Annotated in this window: 18 protein-coding genes and 1 pseudogene; 5 read left to right on the top strand and 14 right to left on the bottom strand. The window is 74.5% G+C overall.

Going from position 1 to position 23,569, the window contains the following annotated elements:
* Nucleotides 1–8: 8 nt before the first annotated feature.
* Together HLA93_RS12910 and HLA93_RS12915 are read right to left on the bottom strand one after the other, a co-directional pair.
* Nucleotides 9–5,042, bottom strand: coding sequence for an NAD-glutamate dehydrogenase (locus HLA93_RS12910; RefSeq protein ID WP_246626421.1), 5,034 nt, complete (start codon nucleotides 5,040–5,042; stop codon nucleotides 9–11).
* Nucleotides 5,043–5,097: 55 nt separating this feature from the next.
* The gene (locus tag HLA93_RS12915; protein ID WP_308128100.1) at nucleotides 5,098–5,487 is read right to left on the bottom strand and encodes a phage holin family protein; all 390 of its coding nucleotides are present in this window, start codon (nucleotides 5,485–5,487) and stop codon (nucleotides 5,098–5,100) included.
* Between the two features lie 314 nt (nucleotides 5,488–5,801).
* Between HLA93_RS12915 and HLA93_RS12920 the strand changes: the two genes are divergently transcribed.
* From HLA93_RS12920 to HLA93_RS12930, 3 genes are all read left to right on the top strand, one after another.
* The gene (locus tag HLA93_RS12920) at nucleotides 5,802–6,539 is read left to right on the top strand and encodes a TVP38/TMEM64 family protein (protein WP_308128101.1); all 738 of its coding nucleotides are present in this window, start codon (nucleotides 5,802–5,804) and stop codon (nucleotides 6,537–6,539) included.
* A gap of 201 nt (nucleotides 6,540–6,740) precedes the next feature.
* On the top strand, nucleotides 6,741–7,931 hold the full coding sequence (locus tag HLA93_RS12925; RefSeq protein ID WP_222194769.1) for an ATP-binding protein: 1,191 nt from the start codon (nucleotides 6,741–6,743) through the stop codon (nucleotides 7,929–7,931).
* A 66-nt stretch (nucleotides 7,932–7,997) separates the two neighbouring features.
* Complete coding sequence (locus HLA93_RS12930; RefSeq protein WP_222194770.1) at nucleotides 7,998–8,933, top strand: alpha/beta fold hydrolase; 936 nt, start codon at nucleotides 7,998–8,000, stop codon at nucleotides 8,931–8,933.
* Nucleotides 8,934–8,939: 6 nt separating this feature from the next.
* On the opposite strand, the gene HLA93_RS12935 is transcribed toward HLA93_RS12930, so the two are convergent.
* Both HLA93_RS12935 and HLA93_RS12940 read right to left on the bottom strand, forming a co-directional pair.
* Complete coding sequence (locus tag HLA93_RS12935; RefSeq protein ID WP_222194771.1) at nucleotides 8,940–10,697, bottom strand: PP2C family protein-serine/threonine phosphatase; 1,758 nt, start codon at nucleotides 10,695–10,697, stop codon at nucleotides 8,940–8,942.
* A 92-nt stretch (nucleotides 10,698–10,789) separates the two neighbouring features.
* On the bottom strand, nucleotides 10,790–12,190 hold the full coding sequence (locus tag HLA93_RS12940; RefSeq protein WP_222194772.1) for a cation:dicarboxylate symporter family transporter: 1,401 nt from the start codon (nucleotides 12,188–12,190) through the stop codon (nucleotides 10,790–10,792).
* Nucleotides 12,191–12,345: 155 nt separating this feature from the next.
* Here HLA93_RS12940 and HLA93_RS12945 point away from each other — a divergent pair, with 155 nt between their 5' ends.
* Entirely contained in the window at nucleotides 12,346–13,974 is a 1,629-nt protein-coding gene (locus tag HLA93_RS12945) for a sensor histidine kinase (protein WP_222194773.1), read from the top strand.
* Nucleotides 13,971–14,669 carry a response regulator gene (locus HLA93_RS12950; RefSeq protein WP_308128102.1) on the top strand — a complete coding sequence of 233 codons (699 nt, stop codon included), beginning with the start codon at nucleotides 13,971–13,973 and terminating at the stop codon, nucleotides 14,667–14,669. Before HLA93_RS12945 ends, HLA93_RS12950 begins: the two co-directional genes overlap by 4 nt.
* A gap of 91 nt (nucleotides 14,670–14,760) precedes the next feature.
* On the opposite strand, the gene HLA93_RS12955 is transcribed toward HLA93_RS12950, so the two are convergent.
* The 10 genes and pseudogenes from HLA93_RS12955 to HLA93_RS13000 all read right to left on the bottom strand — a co-directional run.
* Nucleotides 14,761–15,249, bottom strand: coding sequence for a hypothetical protein (locus HLA93_RS12955; protein WP_222194774.1), 489 nt, complete (start codon nucleotides 15,247–15,249; stop codon nucleotides 14,761–14,763).
* Nucleotides 15,246–15,608: a response regulator gene (locus tag HLA93_RS12960; protein WP_222194775.1), complete on the bottom strand. Its 363-nt coding sequence runs from the start codon at nucleotides 15,606–15,608 to the stop codon at nucleotides 15,246–15,248. Before HLA93_RS12960 ends, HLA93_RS12955 begins: the two co-directional genes overlap by 4 nt.
* The gene (locus tag HLA93_RS12965; RefSeq protein ID WP_222194776.1) at nucleotides 15,605–16,099 is read right to left on the bottom strand and encodes a chemotaxis protein CheX; all 495 of its coding nucleotides are present in this window, start codon (nucleotides 16,097–16,099) and stop codon (nucleotides 15,605–15,607) included. The genes HLA93_RS12960 and HLA93_RS12965 overlap by 4 nt, the downstream gene beginning before the upstream one ends.
* Nucleotides 16,096–16,491 carry a response regulator gene (locus tag HLA93_RS12970; protein WP_222194777.1) on the bottom strand — a complete coding sequence of 132 codons (396 nt, stop codon included), beginning with the start codon at nucleotides 16,489–16,491 and terminating at the stop codon, nucleotides 16,096–16,098. Before HLA93_RS12970 ends, HLA93_RS12965 begins: the two co-directional genes overlap by 4 nt.
* A 2-nt stretch (nucleotides 16,492–16,493) precedes the next feature.
* Complete coding sequence (locus HLA93_RS12975) at nucleotides 16,494–17,318, bottom strand: CheR family methyltransferase (RefSeq protein ID WP_222194778.1); 825 nt, start codon at nucleotides 17,316–17,318, stop codon at nucleotides 16,494–16,496.
* Complete coding sequence (locus tag HLA93_RS12980) at nucleotides 17,315–18,439, bottom strand: protein-glutamate methylesterase/protein-glutamine glutaminase (RefSeq protein WP_222194779.1); 1,125 nt, start codon at nucleotides 18,437–18,439, stop codon at nucleotides 17,315–17,317. Before HLA93_RS12980 ends, HLA93_RS12975 begins: the two co-directional genes overlap by 4 nt.
* 110 nt (nucleotides 18,440–18,549) lie before the next feature.
* Nucleotides 18,550–19,464, bottom strand: a complete 915-nt coding sequence (locus HLA93_RS12985) for a hypothetical protein (protein WP_222194780.1) — start codon at nucleotides 19,462–19,464, stop codon at nucleotides 18,550–18,552.
* Nucleotides 19,465–19,617: 153 nt separating this feature from the next.
* The gene (locus HLA93_RS12990) at nucleotides 19,618–21,213 is read right to left on the bottom strand and encodes a methyl-accepting chemotaxis protein (RefSeq protein WP_222194781.1); all 1,596 of its coding nucleotides are present in this window, start codon (nucleotides 21,211–21,213) and stop codon (nucleotides 19,618–19,620) included.
* A gap of 261 nt (nucleotides 21,214–21,474) precedes the next feature.
* Nucleotides 21,475–23,079, bottom strand: coding sequence for a methyl-accepting chemotaxis protein (locus HLA93_RS12995; RefSeq protein WP_308128103.1), 1,605 nt, complete (start codon nucleotides 23,077–23,079; stop codon nucleotides 21,475–21,477).
* A 268-nt stretch (nucleotides 23,080–23,347) separates the two neighbouring features.
* Nucleotides 23,348–23,569 (bottom strand): annotated as a pseudogene (locus tag HLA93_RS13000) (methyl-accepting chemotaxis protein); the annotation flags it as partial.

The raw sequence follows: 23,569 nt of genomic DNA on the forward strand, positions 1-23,569 counted from the left end.
CGGTCGGGTCAGCGGCGGCGGCGCAGGCCGCGCAGGGTGCGGACGGCGACCAGCAGCTCGGCCAGCTCGTGCCGGTCGCCCCCGGCCAGCTCGGCCAGCTGGATGGCCGCCCGCTGCTGGGTGACGTCCCAGGCGTCGACCCACCGCTCGACCAGCGCCGCGGCGTCCTCGGCCCGGCCGTCGGCCCGCAGGCCCAGCACGTCGGCGGTGAGCGTCGCCTGCTCGCTGGCCAGGTCGTCGCGGAGGCTCGCCCGGGCCATCGACGGCCAGCGGCGGTCCCGGGGCAGCCCGATCACCAGCTCACGCAGTGGCACCAGCCCCAGCCGCTCGGCCAGGCACTGGGACACCTCCGCGGCCAGCGCGATCGGCGCCCCGGTGTCCTCGGCGACGACCGCGAGGTCCAGCGCAGTGGGCAGCAGCGGCGCGGCGGCGACCTCGGCGGCGAGCTCCGGGGGCACCCCGGCCGCCCGCAGCCCGGCCGCCCGCTCGGCGTAGGCCTCGGCGTCCGCGCCCAGCAGCCAGCCCGGCAACCCCGCGCAGACCTCGGCCACGGGCGTGGCGAAGCGGTCGATGACGGCCGCCAGGGACGCCGCGGGTTCCGCGGTCAGCTCCGGCACCCGCAGCAGCCAGCGGGCGGCCCGCTCGGCCAGCCGGGTGGCCTCGGTGCGCAGTTGCACCTGGGTCGCGGCCGGCACCCGGTTGTCCAGCTCGCGGGGGGCGTCCCAGAGCCGGTCGACGCCGAACACCGCCCGGGCCACCGTGTGCGCCCGCACCACCGCCGACAGCGGCGCACCGGTCTCCTCGGCCAGCCGGAACAGGCCGGTCACCCCGGCGGTGTTGACCGTCCGGTTGCTCAGCGCGGTGGCCACGATCTCCCGGCGCAGCGGGTGGCTGGAGATCGCGGCCGGGAAGCGCCGGCGCAGCGGCTCCGGGAAGTACCCGGTCAGCAGCTCGTCCAGCGCGGGGTCGTCGGGCAGCCCGGAGTCCAGCACCGCGTCGCCGGCCTCGATCTTGGCGTAGGCGAGCAGCACGCTGAGCTCGGGGTTGGTCAGCGCCTGCCCGTCCCGCCGGCGCTCCACGATCGCCCGGTCGTCGGGCAGCGCCTCCACGGCCCGGTCCAGCCGCCCGGACCGCTCCAGGGCACGCAGGTAGCGCTGGTGGGCGTCGAGCAGGCCCCGCGCCGCCGCGGACTCCCCGGCCAGCGTGGCGTTCTGCGCGTAGTTGTCGCCCAGCACGTCGGCGGCGACCTCGTCGGCCATCTCCCCCAGCAGCCGGGCCCGGCCGGCGGCGTCCAGCCGGCCCTCGTCGACCACCCGGTTCAGCGCGATCTTGATGTTGACCTCGTGGTCGGAGGTGTCCACGCCGGCGGAGTTGTCGATCGCGTCGGTGTTCACCCGGCCACCGGCCAGCGCGTACTCGACCCGGCCGCGCTGGGTCAGGCCGAGGTTCCCGCCCTCGCCGACCACCCGCACGCGCAGCTGCCCGCCGTCGACCCGCACCGCGTCGTTGGCCTTGTCCCCGACGTCCAGCGCGCTCTCCGACGCGGCCTTCACGTAGGTGCCGATCCCGCCGTTGAACAGCAGGTCGACCGGGGCCAGCAGCACGGCGCGCACCAGCTCGGCCGGGCTCAGCGCGTCCACGCCGGCGGCCAGGCCGAGGGCGGCCCGCATCGGCTCGGAGACCGGCACCGACTTCGCCGTCCGCGGCCAGACCCCGCCACCGGGGCTGATCAGCGACCGGTCGTAGTCGGCCCAGGAGGAGCGCGGCAGCGCGAACAGCCGGCGGCGCTCGGCGAAGGAGGCGGCGGCGTCCGGCGTGGGGTCGACGAAGACGTGCCGGTGGTCGAAGGCGGCCACCAGCCGCAGGTGCTCCGACAGCAGCATCCCGTTGCCGAAGACGTCGCCGGACATGTCGCCGATCCCGACGACGGTGACCTCCTGGCTCTGCACGTCCACGCCGAGCTCCCGGAAGTGCCGGGTGACCGACTCCCAGGCGCCGCGGGCGGTGATGCCCATCGCCTTGTGGTCGTAGCCGACCGAGCCGCCGGAGGCGAAGGCGTCCCCGAGCCAGAAGCCGCGCTCGATCGCCACCGCGTTGGCCAGGTCGGAGAAGGTCGCCGTGCCCTTGTCCGCGGCGACGACGAGGTAGGTGTCGTCGCCGTCGTGCCGCACGACCCGCTCCGGGGGCACCACGGCGCCCTCGACCAGGTTGTCGGTGAGCGCCAGCAGCGCACCGATGAACAGCTCGTAGCAGGCCTTGCCCTCGGCGAGCACCTCGTCGCGGGAGGCCCCCTCCCCCGGCGCGCGCAGCACGACGAACCCGCCCTTGGCCCCGGTCGGCACGATCACCGTGTTCTTCACCGTCTGCGCCTTGACCAGGCCCAGCACCTCGGTGCGCAGGTCCTCCCGCCGGTCGCTCCAGCGCAGCCCCCCGCGGGCGACCGCGCCGAAACGCAGGTGCACGCCCATCACCCGGGGCGAGCTGACCCAGACCTCGCGCGCCGGGCGCGGCTCGGGCAGGTCGGGGACGGCGTGCGGGTCGAGCTTGAGCGCCAGCGGCGCGCCGCCGGTGAACACCCCGGCGGTGTAGGCCGTGGTGCGCAGCGTGGCCCGCACCGCCGCCAGCAGCGAGGTGAGCACCCGGTCGGCGTCCAGCGACTCCACCGACCCGATCGCCTCGGTCAGCGAGTCGACCAGCGCCATCGTCCGGGCCTCGCGACCGGCGGAGCGGTCGGGGTGGAAGCGGGTCTCGAACAGCGCGACCAGCCGGGCCACGATCCCCGGGTGCGCGGCCAGCGTCTCCTGCACGTAGCCCTCGCCGAAGGGCAGTCCGCCCTGGCGCAGCCACTGCACGTAGGCCCGCAGCACCGCGACCTGGCGCCAGGTGAGCCCGGCCAGCAGCACCAGGGAGTTCAGCGCGTCGTCCTCGGCCCGGCCGGCCCACACGGCGGTGATCGCGTCGGTGAACCGCTCGGGCAGGGTGCCGGCGAAGGGCACCTCCCCGGTCGGGGAGGCCAGGCCGAAGTCGTAGACCCAGGCCATCGGCGCGCCGATCCGGTCGATCTCGTAGGGCCGCTCGTCCAGGACGTCGACGCCCATGTGCTGCAGCACCGGGAGCACGTCGGACAGCAGCAGCCGCTCCCCCACCCGGTAGACGGTCAGCCGGCGCTCACCGTCGGGGCCCTCGTGCGCCCACAGCCGCAGGTCCATCCCGCCCGGGGCGAGCCGGTCCAGCCGGGCGAGGTCCTCCACCGCCACCTGGGCCGGGAAGTCCTCCTGGTAGGCCGCGGGGAAGGCGTCGGCGACCCGGGCCAGCAGCCGGGGCGCCTCGTCGCCGTGCCGCTCGGCGAGGGCGTCGGCCAGGTCGTCGGTCCAGCTGCGGGCGGCAGCGGCCAGCGCCGCCTCCAGCGCCGCGACGTCGACCTCGGGCAGCGTGGCGGCACCCCGGCGGCTCACCGGCATCCGGACGACGAAGTGCAGCCGGGTGAGCACCGACTCGCTGGACCGGACGGTGAACTCGACGGTCGTGCCGCCGAGGGTCTCCAGCAGCAGCCGCTGCATGGTCAGCCGCACCTGGGTCGTGTACCGGTCGCGGGGCAGGTAGACCAGCGCGGAGAAGAACCGGTCGAAGGGGTCGCGGCGCAGGAACAGCCGGGTCTGCCGGCGCTCGCGCAGGTGCAGCACGGCCAGCGCCACCGGCAGCAGCTCGTCCACGTCCACCTGCAGCAGCTCGTCCCGGGGGTAGGTCTCCAGGACGTCGAGCAGCTCCTTGCCCGAGTGGCTGTCGGCCGGCACCCCGGAGCGCGCCAGCACCGCCTCGGCGATCCGCCGGACCAGCGGCACGTCCCGGACGCTGCTCGTGTAGGCCTCGTTCGGGAAGAGCCCGACCAGCAGGTGCTGGCGGCCCCGGCTGCCGGGCGTGTCACTGGGCAGGTCGACGACCACGAGGTCCAGCCAGGCCGGGCGCTGCACGGTCGACCGCGCATCGCCCTTGGTCACCCGCACCCGGCGGGCGGCCACCGCGCCCGGGACGGCCAGCGCTGCCGGGGCGACCGAGGTGGCCCGGTCCGGGGAGCTGCGCAGCACCCCGAGCTCCGAGCCGGCCACCACCTCGGTGGCGGGCTCGGCGGCGTCGCCGACCAGCTCGACCGTGCGGGCCCCGAGGAACAGGAAGTTGCCCGACGCCAGCCAGCGCAGCAGCGCCGCGGCCTCGGCCGGGTCGTCGGCGGGGTGCCCGGCGGGGTCGCCCTCCGGCACCAGGCGCTCCAGGGCGTCGGCGACCTCGCGGGCGCGCTGGGCGAGGGCCCCGGCGTCCTCGTGGCTGCGGCGGACGTCGGCCAGCACCCGCTCGAGCCCGGCCAGCAGGTCGGCGACGGACTCCTCGTCGACGTGCCCGGAGAGGACGACGGCCATCCAGGACTCGGCCAGCGCGTCGGCGCCGCAGGCCGCGGCGTCGGAGCTGTCGCAGAACGCGATCAGCTCCCCCTCGGCGTCCCGCCGGACCACGACCACCGGGTGGACGACGTGGTCCGGCGCCACGCCCTGGCGCACCACCTCGGCGGTGACCGAGTCGACCAGGAACGGCATGTCGTCGATCACGCAGCGGAGGACGGCGCGGCCGGTGGTGGTGCGGTGCACGTCCACGACCGGGCTGCCGGGCACCCGCCGGGCGGCCAGCCGGAGGTGCTGCAGCGCCAGCGCGGCCAGGTCGGCCGGGTCGTGGCCGATGACCTCGGCCGCCGGCTCACCGGCGTAGAAGCGGTGCATCAGCGCCGTCGTGTCGGCCGGCTGCACCCCGGCCGGCAGCGCCTGCTGCCCGCTCAGCTGCGCGCGGGCCACCCGGCCGGCCTCGTCCAGCAGCCGGCGCTTCTCGTCCTGCGCCGCCTCCAGCGAGGCCATGTCCACGGTCCCGGAGGTCAGGTCGAGCGTGTCGTGGTCCGGGGCGGCGGTGGTGCCGCCGCTGGTGCCGCCGCTGGTGCCATCGCCCCCGGGGCGGACCTCGGCGGCAGTGGACCGATCGGACGACGAACCGTGACCAGCCATGCTCACCGACGCTAGTGGCCGGTCAGGTCCCCCGCACGCACATCCGCGGCCGGGCTCAGCCGGCGCGGACCTTCAGCGGCAGGACGAGCTCGGCGATCCAGCTGAACAGCGCGATCAGGAAGCCGCCGAAGACCGCCGCCAGGAACCCGTCGACGGTGAACCGGTCGGAGATCGCCGCGGTGAGGCCGAGCATCGCGGCGTTGATCACCAGCAGGAACAGGCCCAGGGTGAGGATCACGAAGGGCAGCGCGAGCAGCCGGACGATCGGCCCGACGATCGAGTTGACCAGCGCGAACAGCAGCGCCACCCACAGGTAGGTGCCGGTCTCGCCGAAGAACCCGGTGGGGTTGCCGATCACCTCGATGCCGTCGACCAGCCGGGTGACGGCGTAGATGATCGCCGCCAGCACGACGACGCGGACGGCGAACTTCCCGATCGTGGCCACGGCGGCACGGTAGCGCGCACTGATCACCAGGAGCCGGCATGCGCTCGTCTAAGCGGCTCTCGCGTCTGGCCTAGACGGCCCGAGAGAACCCGACGACCGGAGGGCCGGGCCGGGCGAGACGTAGAGCACGCCATCCGGTTGGGAACAACCCGGTCGCTGCGGCGTTCATCCGGGTGCCGGTCCGGACAGACCCCCGGGCTCCACCCCTCGTCGCCTCGTGCGACCACTCGCCGAGAGGCGCCTGCCGGGCCGGTCATCGCGCGCCCCGTCGGGACTCGGCTCCCGGCGGGGCGCTGCGCTGTCAGACTGGCACCGTGGGGGGCGCACCACCGGGTGACCCGGATCGGCGACGCCGACGCTCCGAGCGGCTGCGCCGACTGCCCCCGCGCACCGCGCGGCGCGCCCTGCTGCTGGTGGTCGTGCTGCTCGCCGGCTGCGCCGTGGCCCTGCTGGTCGACCTCCCGGACGTCGCCACCCTGCGCGACTGGCTCGCCGACGCCGGCCCGGCCGGCTGGGCCGTGCTGCTGACCGGCCTCGCCCTGGCCACCCTGGCCCCGGTGCCGCGGACCGCGCTGTCCCTGCTCGCCGGGGTGCTGGCCGGCTTCTGGGGCGGGCTCGCCCTGGCCGTCTCCAGCGGGGTGCTCGGCGCCGCCGCCGGCTTCACGCTGGCCCGCTGGCTCGGCCGGGAGACGGTCACCCGGCTGGCCGGGCCGCGACTGGCCCGGGCCGACGCCCAGCTCGCCGAACGGGGCTTCCTCGCCGTGCTGGTCGGCCGGCTCACCCCGGTGGTGCCGTTCACGCTGATCAGCTACGCCGGTGGCCTGTCGGGGATGCGACTGCGCGACCACCTCGCCGGCACCGCGCTCGGCCTGGTGCCGGGCACCGTGCTGCACGTGACCCTCGGCGCCACCGTCGGGGGCGGCGAGCCCTCCTGGCTGCTCGGGCTCCTGCCGCTGGGCCTCGCCGCGCTGGTGCTGGCCGCACTGGCCCTCCGTCACCGGCGGGCCGGGGCGCCGCGGCGTGCGGTGACCCCCGCGGCCGAGCCCGACTGATTCGAACGCCTGTTCGAACTCCGTGCTACGGTCGGTCCAGCGAAGGGAGCACGGCCCACGGGCGCCGCGTCGGCTCTGTCGCCGTCTCAGCCTGTCTAGCGCATGAGCTAGACAGGCTGAGACGAGCATCGAGACCGCCGAGCATGCCGTCGTCTATACGTGTCTACCGCCAGGACAAGACGACCCCATAGGCTGCTTGACATGGACCCCGTGCGGAACCCGTACGCCCCCGGCGCCGGCCAGCGCCCGCCCGAGCTGGCCGGCCGGGACACCGAGCTGTCGGCGTTCGACGTCGTCCTCGAGCGGATCGCCCGCGGCCGGCCGGAGCGCTCGCTGGTGCTCACCGGGCTGCGCGGCGTCGGCAAGACCGTGCTGCTCAACCAGCTGCGCTCGGCGGCGATCAGCCGGGGGTGGGGCACCGGGAAGATCGAGGCCCGCCCCGACCAGTCGCTGCGCCGCCCGCTGTCGGCCGCGCTGCACATGGCGCTGCGCGAGCTGCGCCACCCCGACCAGGAGTCCACCGACGCCGTCCTCGGGACCCTGAAGGCCTTCGCCCAGCGCCAGGCACCCGCCGACGCGAAGGTGCGCGACCGCTGGCAGCCGGGCATCGACGTCCCGGCCGCGACCGGCCGGGCCGACTCCGGGGACATGGAGATCGACCTGGTCGAGCTGCTGTCCGACGTCGCGGGGATCGCCGCCGACGTCGGCAAGGGCGTGGCGCTGTTCATCGACGAGATGCAGGACGTGCAGGCCGACGACGTCTCGGCCATCTGCGCCGCCTGCCACGAGCTGTCCCAGCAGGGCTCCCCGCTGATCGTCGTCGGCGCCGGCCTCCCCCACCTGCCCGCCGTGCTCAGCGCCTCCAAGAGCTACTCCGAACGGCTCTTCCGCTACCTGCGGATCGACCGGCTCGACCGCGACGCCGCCGACCGGGCCCTGCTCGCCCCGGCCGAGCGGGAGGACGTCGCCTTCGACCCCGAGGCCCTCGACGCCCTCTACGCCGCCGCCGACGGCTACCCCTACTTCGTCCAGGCCTACGGCAAGGTCACCTGGGACGTCGCCGCCGCCTCCCCCATCACCGCCGCCGACGTCGCCATGGCCGCACCGGCCGCCGAGGCCGAGCTCGCGGTCGGCTTCTTCGGGTCGCGCTACGACCGGGCCACCCCCGCCGAGCGCGAGTACATGCACGCGATGGCCGAGCTCGGCGGCCCGACCGGTGCCGCGGTCGGCACCTCCGACGTGGCGGTCTCGCTGGGCCGCAAGCCCGCCTCGCTCTCCCCCGCCCGCGACTCGCTGATCAAGAAGGGCCTGGTCTACTCCGCCGAGCGCGGGCAGATCGCCTTCACCGTGCCGCACTTCGGCCGGTACCTGCTCAGCCACGCCACCGAATGAGACCGCACCGCTGACCGGGGGACGTTCCACGTGCAACGTCGGCGCCGGGACGGCAGGGTGGCCGGGGTGAGCACCCCTGCCGACGTCCGCTCCCCCGAGGAGATCACCGTCCCCGTCGAGGGCGGTGACCTGGCCGCGCTGTACTGGGCCGCCGACGCCCCCGGCGCCCCGCTGGTCGTCCTGGTGCACGGCATCACCGGGAACGCCGCCGTCTGGGCCCCGGTGGCCGCCGCACTGGCCGGCGAGTGCGAGGTGGTCGCCCCCGACCTGCGCGGCCGGGCCGGCAGCGCCGATCTCCCCTCCCCCTACGGCCTGTCGCAGCACGCGGCCGACCTGGCCACCCTGCTCGACCGGTTCGGCGCCGACGCCGCGGCCGGCGCGGACGCCACCGTGCTGGTCGGGCACTCGATGGGCGGCTTCGTGACCGCGCTGGCCACCAGCGGGGTCGCCCGGGAGCTGGTGCACGGCCTGGTGCTGGTCGACGGCGGGCTCCCCTTCGCCGTCCCGCCCGCCGCGGACACCGACGACATGCTGGCGGCCTTCCTCGGGTCGTCCCTGGCCCGGCTGGACGAGACCTTCCCCGACCTGGACGCCGTCCGGCGGTACTGGGCGCAGCACCCCGCGGTCGGCCCGTGGGCCGACCGCCCCGAGGTCGCCGGGTTCCTCGCCCGCGACCTGACCGGCACCGAGCCGGAGCTGCGCAGCGCCGTGGTGCACGAGGCCGTCCGGGTCGACGGCGCGGACATGCTGCGCAACCAGGCCGTGCTGGAGGCCACCACCGACCTGCCGGTGCCGGCCACCCTGCTGTGGGCCACCCGCGGGATGCAGGGCCAGGTCCCCGGCCTCTACGACGAGGTGCGACTGGCCGGCATGGGGCTGACCGGCGCGCACGTGTCCGCCCGCGAGGTGCCCGACACCGACCACTGGTCGATCCTCTGGTCCGGCCAGGGCGTCACCGCGATCACCGCCGCGGTGCGGGAGGCCGCGGCCCGGGACAGCTGACCGCGGTCAGCCCCCGACGGCGGCCACCGCGGCCGGCGCGGGGTGGTCCGCCGCCCTCCGGCTGGGCTCGCGGTGGGCGCGGACGGCGAGCAGGGCCACGTCGTCCTCGGCGCCGTCGACCAGGAGCGCGGCGAGCAGGCCGTCGCACAGCACGTCCAGCGGCTCCCCCGCCAGTGTCTGCACGGCCTCGCGCAACCGCGCCCGCCCCTGGTCCAGGTCGCCGGTGCGCCGCTCGAAGAGCCCGTCGGTGAACAGCAGCAGGGTGCTCCCCGGGGGCAGCAGGGCCACCCCGTCGACCCGGTCGCCCATCCAGCCCATCCCCAGCGGCGGCCCCACCGGCGCCTCCAGGTCGACGACGGTGCCGTCGGCGAGCAGCAGCAGGGGCACCGGGTGGCCGGCGGTCGCCCAGCGCAGCCGGCGGACCCCGGTCCCACGGTCGGCGTCGTCCTGCTCGACCCGGGCGACCAGCGCCGTGGCCAGCGTGGCGACGTCCAGTCCGGCCACCGCCCGGTCGACCCGGCGCACGACCTCCGCCGGCTCGTCCTGCCGGTCGTAGGCGATCGCCCGCACAAGCGTCTTCAGCTGGGCCATGGCGGCCGCGGCCTCCAGGTCGTGGCCCATCACGTCGCCGATCACCAGCACCGTGGCGCCGTCCGGCTGCTGGAAGGCGTCGTACCAGTCACCGCCGATGGCGACGTCCTGCGCGGCCGGCCGGTAGCGCACGGCGAGCTCCAGGTGGTCCGGCTGCACCGGCGCGGACAGCAGGCTGCGCTGCAGCCGCTCGGCGACCCGGCTCTGCGCGGTGGCCAGCCGCGCGTTGTCCAGCGCGAGCGCCGCCCGCCGGGACGCGATGTCGGCGGTGCGCAGCTCGGCGTCGGAGAACGGGCCGCGCGCCGGCCCAGTCACCAGGGTGACCGCGCCGAACAGCTCACCGCGGGCGACCAGCGGGAAGGTGGCGACGGCCGAGGGGGCCAGCGGTGCGAGCGCCGCCCGGGCCGCCGGCGTCGTCATCGCCTCGACCTGCTCGGGCTCCAGCTGCTGGATCACCACCGGCCGGCCCTCCCGCAGCGCGGTGGGCACCGGGGCGGCCGAGGAGTTGGTCCGGGCCCGCAGGTCGGCGTACCGGTGCATCGCCTCGACCATCGCCGGGTCGCGGTGCGCCCGGCCGACGTCCCGGCGGCGGCCCTGCTCGACCACGCTCACCAGGCACCAGTCGGCCAGCTGGGGGACGACGAGCTGGGCGAAGCGCTGCACCGCCTCGTCGATGTCCAGGGTCGCGGTCATCGCCTGGCTGATGTCGCCGAGCAGCATGAGGTGGCGGCCGGCCAGCTCGGCGGCGGCCGCGGACTCCGCGGCCCGGGCGGCCTCCTCCTCGCGGGCGGCGACGGCCTCCTCGCGTTCGCGCTCGACCCGGCGGCGGGCGGTCGCGTCGTCGTAGGTGACGACCACCCCCGCCTCGCTGCGGAACGCGTCGACCTGGAACCAGGTCTGCAGCGGCTCGAACCAGGCCTCGAAGCCCGCCGGCTCCCCCGTCGCCGCGACGTGCCGGTAGTGCTGCTCGAACGGCCCGCCGACCGCCTCCGGGAAGGCCTCCCAGACGTCCCGCCCGGTGAGCGTCTCGACGGTGTGCCCGAGCAGCGCGGCGCCGGCGGGGTTGATGTAGCCGAAGCGCCAGTCCCGGTCCAGGACGAACAGCGGCCGTGCCATGCCCTCGACGGCGAGCATCAGGAGGTCGGCCCGCGCCGCCCCACCCACCGTGGTCATGCGGTCACTGTGCCTCATGGCACGCGCCGCGCCCCACTCCCGGAGCCGGGCTGGGCGCGGCGCGTCCCCCTGCTGGGTGAACCGACCCCCGGTCAGCGCGCTGCGGGCAGCTCGGCCGGGGCCTGCGGGGCACCGCCGTGGTCGGTGCCGTGCCCGTCGTCGACCATGGTCGCCTCGTCGAACGGCCGCTGCCCGGAGAGGACGGCGTCCAGCTGCTCGCGGTCCAGTTCCCGGGTCCAGGTGGCGACCAGGACGGCGGCGATCGAGTTGCCGGCGAAGTTGGTCAGTGCCCGGGCCTCGGACATGAACCGGTCGATGCCCACGATCAGGCCCACGCCGTCCAGCAGCTCCGGCCGGTGCGAGGACAGCCCCCCGGCCAGCGTGGCCAGGCCGGCGCCGGTGACGCCGGCCGCACCCTTCGAGGCGATGATCATGAACGCCAGCAGGCCGACCTGTTCGCCCAGCGACAGCGGGTCGCCGAGCGCCTCGGCGATGAACAGCGAGGCCATCGTCAGGTAGATCGCCGTGCCGTCCAGGTTGAACGAGTAGCCGGTCGGCACCACGATGCCGGCCACCGGCTTGGAGACGCCGACGTGCTCCATCTTGGCGATCAGCCGGGGCAGCGCCGTCTCCGAGGAGGAGGTGGAGACGATCAGCAGGAACTCCCGGCCCAGGTACCGGAACAGCTTGAACACGCTGACCTTGGCCACCACCCGCAGCAGCGTGCCCAGCACCCCGAACACGAAGATCACGCAGGTCGCGTAGAAGCCGAGCATCAGGATCGCCAGGCTCTTCAGCGCGTCGATGCCGGTCGCCCCGACGACCGCGGCGATGGCGCCGAAGGCACCGATCGGCGCGACCCACATGATCATCGAGAGCACGCGGAAGACCAGCCGCTGGAAGTGGCCGATCCCGCGCAGCACCGGCTCGCCCGCCGGCCCCATCGCCTGGATGGCGAACCCGACCAGCAGCGCGACCAGCAGCGCCTGCAGCACCGATCCGTCGGTCAGCGCGGAGACCAGCGTCTCCGGGATCAGGCCGAGGACGAAGTCGGTCGTGCCACCCCCGCCCTCGGCCTGCGCGGCGTAGTCGGCCCCGCGGGAGCGCAGGTCGTCGGTGATCTGCAGGCCGTCACCGGGGTGCAGCAGGTTGCCCACCACCAGCCCGATCGCCAGGGCGAAGGTGGACATCACGATGAAGTAGCCCAGGGCCAGGCCGCCGACCCGGCCGACCTGCGCCGCCTTCCGGATCGAGCCGATGCCCAGCACGATCGTGCAGAAGATCACCGGGGCGATCAGCATCTTGATCAGCTTGACGAAGGCGTCGCCCAGCCACTTCAGGCCGACCGCGAAGTCGGGGAAGACCAGGCCGACGAGGATGCCCAGGGCCACCGCGCCGATCACCGCGAGGTAGAGCCAGTGGGTGCGGTCCCGCCGGCGGCTCGGGGTGCCGGTGTCCGCCCCCCGGTCGACGGGGGTGCTGCCTGTGGCCATGACTGCTCCTGTGGAGTCGGCGGCCGGGGCTCCTGGCCTCGGATCAGGTCACCCGGGGACGGGCGACCCGAGCACCTTCACCCGTGGCGTGACGGCGGTCACGCATGTGTTCATAGCGTTCACGGGCGGGGCTCCTCCCGGTGGACACTCGGCGGGTGCGCCCACCCGCCCTCCCCGGCCGACGGCCCGGCCGCGGCAGCCTGGCCCGTCAGCTGCTGCTGCTGCAGGCGTGCCTGGTGGCGGTCGTGGTGCTGGTCGCCAGCGGGGTGGCCTACACCTCCGCCCGGTCGGCGGTACGAGAGGCGGCCGAGTCCGAGGTGCTCGGCATCGTCGAGAGCCTGGCCAACTCGCCGTTCGTGCTCACCGCGGTCTCCGGTCCGGACGCCACCGCGCTGCTCGAGCCCTACGTCGAGCGGATCCGGGCCGACACCGGGACGTCGTTCATCACCGTGCTGGCGCCCGACCGCACCCGCTACACCCACCCCGACGTGTCGCAGATCGGCCGCCCGTTCCTCGGCACGATCGCCCCGGCGCTGGCCGGACGCACCTTCACCGAGACCTACACGGGAACGCTCGGGCCCTCGGTGCGGGCCACCGGGCCGGTGCTGGACGAGCGGGGCGAGGTGGTCGCCCTGGTCTCGGCCGGCATCACCGTCTCGGCCATCGGCGACGACCTGCAGGGCGCCCTGCCCGGCATCGCCTGGACGGCGCTGGCGACGCTGGCCGTCGGCGGGCTGGGCAGCTGGGCGATCAGCCGCCGGGTGCGCCGGCAGACGCACGGCCTGGGCGCCGCCCCGCTGGCCCGGATGCTGGAGTACTACGACGCCGTGCTGCACGCCGTCCGCGAGGGGCTGCTGCTGGTCGACGGCGACGGCCGGGTGCAGCTGGTCAACGACGAGGCCCGGCGGCTGCTCGACCTGACCGACGACCCGACCGGCCGGCACGTCACCGAGCTGGGGCTGCCGGCCGGGCTCACCGGCGTCCTCACCGGTCAGCAGCTGACCGTGGACGCCGTCCAGGTCACCCGGTCCCGGGTGCTGGTGGTCAACCAGGCGCCGGCGCGGCAGGCGGGGCGCTCGGTGGGTGCCGTGGTCACCCTGCGCGACCACACCGACCTGCAGGCGCTGACCGGCGAGCTGGACAGCGTGCGGGCCTTCGCCCACTCGCTGCGCGCGCAGTCCCACGAGGCGGCCAACCGGCTGCACACCACCATCTCCCTGGTCGAGCTGGGCCGGACGCAGGAGGCGATCGAGTTCGCCACCACCGAGCTGGCCGTCGCCCAGCGGCTGACCGACGAGGTCGTCGCCGCCGTCGGGGAACCGGTGCTGGCCGCGCTGCTGCTGGGCAAGGCCGCGGCGGCGCACGAGCGCGGGGTGGCGCTGGTGGTGGACCCGGACTCGACCGTGGGCAGCACCGGGCTCCCCGGGGGCGACCTGGTCACCGTCGTCGGCAACCTGCTGGACAACGCGGTCGACGCCGCGCTGGACGGTCCCCCGCCGCGCGAGGTCCACCTGCTGCTGCGCGCCACCGGGACGGCGCTGGAGGTGCGCGTCGAGGACACCGGCCCGGGGCTGACCGTGGAGCAGACGCGGCGCGTCTTCGACCAGGGCTGGACCACCAAGCAGGCACCCCCGGGCGCACCGGCCGGCCTCGGGCGGGGCCTGGGCCTGGCCCTGGTCGCCCAGACGGTCCGCCGGCACGGCGGCACGATCGAAGTGCGCCCGGGCCCGGGCGCGGAGTTCACCGTGACCGTGCCGCTGCCGGCCCCGGCGGCCGCCCGGTGACCGGCAGCCCGCCGGTGCGCGTGCTCGTGGTCGAGGACGAGCCGATCGCCGCCGAGGCGCACCGGCTCTACGTCGACCGCACGCCCGGGTTCACCGCGGTGGGCGTGGCCGGCACCGGCGCGCTCGCCCGCGAGGCGCTGACCCGCCGGCAGGTGGACCTGGTGCTGCTGGACATGAACCTGCCGGACACCCACGGCACCGACGTCGTCCGCTGGCTACGGGCCACCGGTCAGGACGTCGACGTGCTGGCCGTCACCTCCGCCCGGGAGCTGGCCACCGTCCGCGCCGCGGTCTCCGCCGGGGTGGTGGGCTACCTGCTCAAGCCGTTCACCTACCCCGCGCTGCGCGACCGGCTGACCGCCTACGCCGACTACCGGGACCGGCTGGCCGGCCACGGCGACCTGACCGGCCAGGACGACGTCGACCGGGCGCTGGACGCGGTGCGCGCCCCCCGGCCGGCGGTGCTGCCGAAGGGGATGTCGCGGGAGACGCTGGAGGCGGTGGTGACCGCGTTGCGGGGTGCGGACGGCTCAGCGACCGAGGGGCTGTCCGCGGCCCAGACCGGCGAGCTGATCGGCGCCTCCCGGATCACCGCGCGGCGCTACCTGGAGCACCTCGCCGACGCCGGGCTGGTGGCCCGCAGCCCCCGGTACGGGACGGCCGGGCGCCCGGAGGTCGGCTACCGCTGGCGGTGACCGGTCCCCCGACACGACGAGACCGGGGGAGCCGGCCCGGGAAGGGCCTGCTCCCCCGGTCCGGGGGTCGTGCCGTGCTGGTCGGGCTGGGTCAGTGCGCCATCACGATGGACAGGTTGCCCGAGCCGTAGCCGGCCACGTCGACCTTGAGGTCGATCCGGTTGAACGCCGCGGCGAGCCCGGCGATGTCGCCCGGGATCGACTCCCCCGGCGCATGCAGCTTGTACAGCTTCGAGTGGTTGACGCCCTCGCCGTTGAACATCGACGCGGCGATGTTCACGACCTCGTAGAGCGCCTCGAGGTGCATCGGGTAGAGCTCGCCCTCGTCGATGGCGTCCTCGAGCCCACCCTTGGGCAGCAGGGCCAGCGCGCCGGCCAGCCAGGCGCCCAGACGCAGGTCGACCAGGCACAGGGCCGTGGTCGCCATCGTCGGGTCGACGTAGACGGCGACGGCGGGCTTGTCGTTGAGCGAGACCGGGTCGCCGGGGGAGACGACGACCTCCTTGCCGAAGAGGCCCTCGAGCATGTCGCGGACGTCCTTAGCGGTCGGCAGCGTGGCCGGCTGCAGGGCGGCGGTCACGCGATCACCCCGTCCAGCGCGTCCTTGAAGGTGTCCTCGTTGAACGGCTTGGCGATCAGGAAGAGGGCGCCGGCGTTGGCCGCCTTCTCCCGCATCTCCGGGGACCCCTCGGAGGTCACGAACCCGAACGGCACCTGCGAGCCGGAGGCGCGCAGCGCCTGCAGGCACTCGATGCCGCTCATGTTCGGCATGTTCCAGTCGGAGAGGACCAGGTCCGGCTTCTCGGAGCCGACCTTCTCCAGGCACTGGGCCCCGTCCTCGGCCTCGACGATGTCGTGGTCGTCGTACCCCGCCTGGCGCAGGGTGCGGATGACGATCTGCCGCATGACACGGCTGTCGTCGGTCACCAGGATCTTCACTGCGGCACCTCAGTTCCGCTCGGGTGCGGGGCGGTGCCCTGCACGGTGATGGTCAGGTAGTTGCCTCGCCACTGACCGACGAGGGCACGGACGTCGTCCAGCCGCCCACGGGCGGGGGCCGAACCGATCTGGGGGAGGCCGAGCCGGGACTCACCCGGCAGGACGCTCTTGACGTTGCCGCCGAGCACGTTGGCGAGCTCGCCGAGGGCGTCGGCGACGTCCTCGTCGTCCACCACGGTGGGCGGGCGGGTCATCAGCACCGACTCGGTCAGCGCCGCCGCCGTGGACGGCGCGCAGGTGACGACGACGGAGCCGGTCCAGGGGCCGATGATGTCGACCCAGGCGCTGACGACCTCGGCCGGCGGGGCCACCGGCACGGGCACGAAGGCCTCGCCGTCGCCGACCAGGGACGGCCAGACCTCGTCGCAGATGCTCTGCACCGTCTCGGTGTCCAGCAGCTCGGTGATCGGCCGGGCTCGGGACAGGGTCATGCGGACACCTCCTCGGGGAGAAGGCCGAGCAGCGCCAGCTTGTCGCGGAGCGCGTCGGCGGTGAAGGGCTTGATCAGGTACTCGTGGGCCCCGGCGGCCAGCGCCTTGACGATCTGGCCGGTCTCGCTCTCCGTGGTGACCATCATCAGCGTCACCTGGCGGAACTCGGGGTTGGCGCGGACTGCCATGACGAACTGCAGACCGTCCATCACCGGCATGTTCCAGTCGATGCAGCACAGGTCGGGGACCCAGCCCTCGGCCTTCCCCTCGTGCAGCAGGTCGAGGGCCTGCTGACCGTCCCCGGCCTCACGCACCTCGAATCCGAAGTCCTTGAGGATCGTGCCGACGATGCGCCGCATGGCGCGGGAGTCGTCGATCACCAGAGCTCGCACGGTCAGGCTCCCTTCTTGGGCCGGTAGGCGGAGCCGCGGCCGAGGACGACCCGCTCCCAGTTGTCGTCCACACCGAGAGTGGTCTCGGCAGCACCCAGGAACAGCCAGCCATCGGGCCGCATGATCTGGCGGACGCGGTTCAAGATGCCCTGCTTGGTGGGCAGGTCGAAGTAGATGAGCACGTTGCGCAGGTAGACCACGTCGAACGGCCCCAGGCGGGGCAGCGGTGCGGCCAGGTTGCACTCGGAGGCGGTGACCATCCGGCGCAGCGCCGGCGCGATCTCCCACTCGTTGCCGGCGCGGGTGAAGTGCCGCACCAGCATCGAGGCCGGCAGGCCGCGGTTGACCTCGAGCTGGCTGAACCGGCCGGCCCGCGTCCGCTCCACCATCTCGCGGGAGAGGTCGGTGGCGGTGATCGACACGCGGTTGGTGGCGTTGGGGAGCGCGTCGGACAGCAGCATCGCGATCGTGTACGCCTCCTGCCCGCTGGAGCAGGCGGCCGACCAGATCTGCAGGCGCTCGTCGGGACGGCGGGCGGCCACCAGCTGCGGCATGACGGTGCTGGTCAGGGCGGTGAACGGGTCACCGTCCCGGAACCAGGACGTCTCGTTCGTGGTCAGCGCCTCGACGATGCGCCGGGTGATCGCCGGGTCCGGGCGGTTGCGGACGGACTCGACGAGCTCGCTGACCCCGGACAGCCCACGCTGCTGGGCCATCGGCAGCAGCCGGGCCTCGACCAGGTACTCCTTGCCGGGTTGCAGGACGATCGCGCTCTCTCGGTGCACCAGCTGGCGCACCCAGTCGAAGCTCGTGGCGGTGAGTGTCATCGGAGGCCTCCCATCGGGGCTGCGGCGCGGGCCGCGGCGAAGCTCGCCGCGGGGCGCGGGGTGGGCAGGAGCCGGGTGATCGCCTCGGCGACCCGCCCGAGGGGCAGCACCTCGTCGGCGAACCCGGCCTGGGTGACGGCGCCGGGCATGCCCCAGACGACCGAGGTGGCCTGGTCCTGGGCGACGACGGTGCCGCCGGCCTCCCGGATCTGACCGGCGCCGGTGCGCCCGTCCGAGCCCATGCCGGTGAGCACCACGCCGAGGACCGCACCGTCGTAGGCGGCGACCGCGGAGCGGAACAGCACGTCGACGGCCGGGCGGCAGAAGTTCTCCGGCGGGGCCTGGTTGAGCGCCGTGCGCTTGTTCGCGCCGCTGGTGCCCACGGTCAGGTGGAAGTCGCCGGGGGCGATGTGCACGGTGCCGGGCGCCAGGGGGGTGCCGTCGACGGCCTCGACGACGGTGAGCGCACACAGCCGGTCCAGCCGCTGGGCGAACTGCCGGGTGAACACCGGGGGCATGTGCTGCACGAGGAGCACCGGGACGGGCAGCGAGGCCGGCAGCAGCGGCAGCACCTTGGTCAGCGCCTCGGGGCCACCGGTGGAGGAGCCGATCACCAGGACGGCGGGCTGCTTGGGCGCGCGGGTCCGGGCCGCCGGGGGCCGGACGGCGACCGGCGCGGCGGCCGGGGCCGCGGCGGGGCCGCTGGTCATCGGCCGGCCGGTGAGGGCCTTGATCTTGGGGACGAGCTGCTGGCGCACGCTCTCCATCGACTGGGCGACGCTGCCGACGTTGGCCGGCTTGGTGACGTAGTCGTTGGCGCCGGCGGACAGCGCGTCCAGGGTGGCAGAGGCGCCCCGCTCGGTCAGCGTGCTGAACATGATGATCGGCACCCGGCTGCGCGTGGCGCGGATGGCGCGGACCGCCTCGATGCCGTTCATGTCCGGCATCTCGATGTCCATGGTGACCAGGTCGGGCTTGAGCTGCTCGAGCTTGCTGACCGCGAGCCGGCCGTTGGGCGCGGTCCCGACGACCTGGATCATCGGGTCCTCGGACAGCACGTCCGTCACGATCTTGCGGACGACGACGGAGTCGTCGACGACCATCACCCTGATCTGTTCCACACGTGCCCCCGCTGCCGATGGTCCGGCCGGTGGGCCGCTCCAGACCTGTATCGGCATCGACCGCCGGGGCTTGAGCGGATTCGGGCGTGTACTACGGATCTGTGGGCGACTCACCCCGCGAGGGGGAGGGACCTCCCGGTCACCATGGTCCACGGGCCGCCGAGCACGGCCAGCGACTCCTCGTCCAGCAGGTCGGCCATCGCCAGCCCCTGCACGCAGCCGGCCAGCGCGTTCCACACGCCCTCGGCACCGTCCCGGGCCGAGAAGCCGGCGTCCAGGAAGGCCGCCACCGTCATCAGCTGGGCCGCGGCGAGGGTGCGGGTGCGACCGGAGACGTGCGCCGCCCAGGCCGCGCCGTGCATCGCGGCGGCCCAGGGGCGCCGCTGCGCCCGGCTCGCGTCCACGGCCAGTCGCCAGCGCCGGCGGCCGGCCTCGTCGAGGGCGCGGAGCTCGCCGAGCAGCTCCGCCAGGCCGGGCGCCATCGGGCCGAGGTCGGGCCGGGGGCCGTGCTCCCAGGCGGTGGCGGTCGAGTAGGGGGAGGTGAGCTCCTGGCGGACGGCGACGTCCAGGGCGTCGGCGGCCCACCAGCCGGTGGCCGCGTCGGCCAGCACGTCGGCGGCCATCGTCGCCACGGCGGGGTCCAGGTCGGCGACGACGGCGTGCTCGGGGCCCAGCACGTCGTCGCGGACCAGCCGCTCGAGGGCCGGTGTGTTGCCGATGGTGCCGCGCTCCAGGAGGGCGACCAGCCGGGCCGAGCGGCTGTCCTCGTCGCCGCCCGGGTCGGTCATGTCCCGCAGCTGCGGGACACCGGCGGCGGCGAGCTCGTGGGCCCGGCGGGCCCGCACGGCCAGCGCTGCCCGCTCGGTGTCCGGTCGGCCGGCGGCGGGGTGGGCCCCGGCCAGGCGGTGCAGGGTGTCGGCGTCGGCACCGAGGCCGGTCACCAGCACGTCGGCGACCTGCCCGCCGGCGGGCAGTCGGACGAGGTCGAAGCCGAGCGTCGCAGCGCTGACCAGGGAGTAGGGCACGTCGCCTCCAGGGAAGTGGTCAGGCCATCGTGCGGCGGCCCCGGTGCACGACGCGACACGGAGGTCACCCGCTCGCAGGACAGCGAGCGGGCGACCTGCGCGCGTTCACGTCGCACGGTCAGTGCCCGGTGACCGTGCGTTCAAACAAGTCGCTCAGAAGGTGAACCGCGCAACGCTCCCCCGCAGGTCACTGGCCATCCGGGACAGCTCGTCGACGGCCTGCCGGGTCTGCCCCAGCGCCTGGGTCGTCGAGGAGGCCGCGGTCGATACGCCGGTGATGTTCGCGGCGATCTCGGTCGACCCACCCGCGGCCTCCTGCACCGACCGCGACATCTCGTTCGTCGTGGCGGTCTGCTCCTCCACCGCACTGGCGATCGTCAGCTGGAAGTCGTTGATCGAGCCGATCACCGTCGAGATGCCACCGATCGCGTCGATCGCCTTCGCGGTGTCGCCCTGGATGGCCTCCACCCGCCGCGCGATGTCCTCGGTCGCCCGGGCGGTCTCCTGCGCCAGCTCCTTCACCTCGTTGGCCACCACCGCGAAGCCCTTGCCCGCCTCCCCGGCGCGCGCCGCCTCGATCGTGGCGTTCAGCGCCAGCAGGTTGGTCTGCTCGGCGATGCTGGTGATCGCCTTCACGACCGCGCCGATCTCCTGGCTCGAGGTCCCCAGCTTGGTGATCGTCGCCGTCGTCTCCTGCGCCTCGGACACCGCCTGGGACGCCACCCGCGCCGCCTCGTTCGCGTTCTGCGAGATCTCCCGGATCGAGGCCCCCATCTCCTCCGCACCCGCCGCCACCGTCGCCACGTTGCGCGAGACCTCCTCCGCGGCGCTCGAGACGACCCCGGACTGGGCTGACGTCTCCTCAGCCGAGGCCGAGATCTGCGCCGAGGACGCCGACAGCTCCTCCGACGAGGCCGCCACCGCGTCCGCCGACCCGACGACTGCGGACATCACCGAGCGCAGGTTCCCCTGGGCCTCGGCCAGCGACGCCGCCATCCGGCCGATCTCGTCCCGCGAGGTGACCTCCGGGGCCACCGTCAGGTCGCCGGTGGCCAGCGCCTCGACCGACCGCTGGACCGAGGTGACCGTCCGCTTCAGCTGCCGCACCACCACGAAGGCCAGCGCGGCGGCCAGCGCGATGCCCACCACCGCGGTCACGATCACCTGGAACGCGAGCCGGCCGGCCAGCTCGGTACCGGCCGCCGCCTCCGCGGCTGCCGCCGCCGCCTCCGCGTCGCTCTCCAGGGCGTACGGGTCCATGACCGCGCTGGCCAGCGGCTTCTCCTCGTTGAAGCCGTAGTGCTCGGCGCTCCCGGCGTCGATGGCCGCCAGCTGGCGGTCGGCCTCGGCGTAGTAGGCCGCGACGGCCGCGGTGAAGTCGGCCCAGGCGTCGTCGTCGGCCTGGTGCCCGTCGTACTCCGCGATCAGCGCCTGGAGGTCGTCCTGACGCTCGGCCAGGCTCTGCCGCAGGCTCGCCCGGGTCTCCGGGTCCGCCACGTTGTAGGAGACGATCCGCACCCGGTCCCCCTGGAAGCTGCGCTGGATCGCGCCCAGGGTGTCCATCGGCTGCACGATCTCGGCGTACAGCCGCTGCTCCCCGTCGCGGAGCTCGTGCACGCCCTGCACCGCCAGTGCTGCGATGACCGCGGCCACGACGCCCATCAGTGCGATGGCCGCGCCGATCTTCACGGCCACCGGTCGGTCGAGCAGCCAACTCAGGTGGCGGCGGGAGGTGGTGGTGGGGCTCATGGTGACTCCAGGTGCGGATGTGGTCCTCGTGACCTCCCCATTCTGGGAGGGCCTGAACTGTCCTGGTGACCATTCGTGCGGTGTCACGCCGCGGATAGAGAAATCCAGGCGACCATTCCGGACGGACCATTTGTCGACTTCGTCCACACTCCGGTGGACGTGACACGGCCGCCGTCCCAGCAGGGACGGCGGCCGCGTGCAGTCAGGCGGTCCGTACGGGGCTCGCCGCGAGCCTGCGGGCGAGCGGACAGGGTCCTCCGGTCAGAAGGTGAACCGGGCGACACTCCCCCGCAGGTCGTCAGCCATCCGGGACAGCTCGTCGACCGCCTGCCGGGTCTGCCCCAGCGCCTGGGTCGTCGAGGAGGCCGCGGTCGAGACGCCGGTGATGTTGGTGGCGATCTCGGTCGACCCGCCGGCGGCCTCCTGCACCGACCGCGACATCTCGTTGGTGGTGGCCGTCTGCTCCTCCACCGCGCTGGCGATGGTCAGCTGGAAGTCGTTGATGCTGCCGATCACCTCCGAGATCCCACCGATCGCCTCGATCGCCTTCGCGGTGTCGCCCTGGATGGCCTCCACCCGCCGCGCGATGTCCTCGGTCGCCCGGGCGGTCTCCTGCGCCAGCTCCTTGACCTCGTTGGCCACCACCGCGAAGCCCTTGCCCGCCTCACCGGCCCGCGCCGCCTCGATCGTGGCGTTCAGCGCCAGCAGGTTCGTCTGCTCCGCGATCGAGGTGATCGTCTTGACCACCGCACCGATCTCCTTCGAGCTCGCCCCGAGCTTGGTGATCGTCGCCGTCGTCGCCTCCGCCTCGCCCACGGCCTGGGCGGCCACCCGCGCCGCCTCGTTGGCGTTCTGGGAGATCTCCCGGATCGAGGCACCCATCTCCTCCGCACCAGCCGCCACCGTCGCCACGTTCCGCGACACCTCGTCCGCAGCCGCCGACACCACCCCGGACTGCGCCGACGTCTCCTCAGCCGAGGTCGAGATCCGGGCCGAGGAGCTGGACAGCTCGCGGGAGGAGGCCGAGACGGCGTCGGCCGAGGAGACCACCGAGGCCATGACCGTGCGCAGCTCGGCCATCGCGCCGTCCAGCGCGGCCGCCGTCCGGCCCACCTCGTCGTGGGAGGTGACGGCCGCGCGCCTGGTCAGGTCGCCGGCGGCGAGCCCCTCGGCGGTGTGCTGCACCCGGCGCAGCGCCCCGGTGATCCGGCGGGCCACCAGCACGCCGAAGCCCAGTGCCGCCGCGGCGCCGGCGGCGATGACCGCCACCAGCAGCCACCGGGTGTCGTCGTAGGAGTCACGGGCCTCGGCCGCGCTCGCGGCCGCCGCCTCCTGGCGCAGCACGGACAGCTGGTCCAGGTCGGCCATGATCGACTCGGCGATGGGGGCGACGACCGTGTCGCGCATCTGCGACCAGGCGGCCAGGTCGCCGGAGTCGGCGAGCTCGTCGAGCGGCGGCATCGCCGCCTTGTACCGGTTCAGCTCGCCCAGCGCGTGGTCGATGAGCTCCCGGCTCTCCGCCTGCGGCTGGGTGGCCAGGTAGTGCGAGGCAGCCAGCGCCAACCCCTCGTAGGCGGCCTGCCGGTCGCCCATGTAGGTCTGCTTGGCGGCGGAGTCGGTGGCCACGGCGTAGTTCACCGAGGACAGCCGCAGCGCGTACAGCTGCCCGCGCACCTCCGCCACGTCCACCGTGCCGACGAGCTCGTCCTGGTACATGCCCTCGGTCCGGTCCGCCGACCGGCCCAGGGTGTGCAGCCCGACGAGTCCGACGCCGACGGCGACGAGCACCGCCACGCCCACGGCCGCGACGATCTTGGCCATGATCCCGCGGTCGCGGAACCGGGCGAGGACGGACGGTGCGCTCACGGGGGTGCCTCCAGGCTGGGACGGTCGCGCGGGTGTCGGCCGCGCTGCAGCACGAGTGGGACGGGTGTGACTCGTGGTGCAGTGCTGATCATCGAATCGCCGCGCGGCGCAGGGCAGCCATTCCTGCGCGTGTCGCGAAGGCGCGCTCAGACCGCGCGGCGACCATTCCTCCGAGCGCATTTGTCGACACCTGCGAGACCACCCCACAATGCGATGCGGCCGCCGCCCTCCCGTCGGGGAGAACGGCGGCCGCCGACAGCGCCGGGTCTCAGTAGGTGAACTGCGCGACGTTGGTCCGCAGGTCGCTGGCCATCCGGGACAGCTCGTCCACGGCCTGCCGGGTCTGCGACAAGGCCTGCGTGGTCGACGACGCCGCCGCCGAGACACCGGTGATGTTGGTGGCGATCTCGGTCGACCCACCGGCGGCCTCCTGCACCGACCGCGACATCTCGTTGGTGGTGGCCGTCTGCTCCTCCACCGCGCTGGCGAT

Origin of the sequence: Modestobacter italicus (assembly GCF_019799965.1) — a bacterium.
Lineage (GTDB): Bacteria > Actinomycetota > Actinomycetes > Mycobacteriales > Geodermatophilaceae > Modestobacter > Modestobacter italicus_A.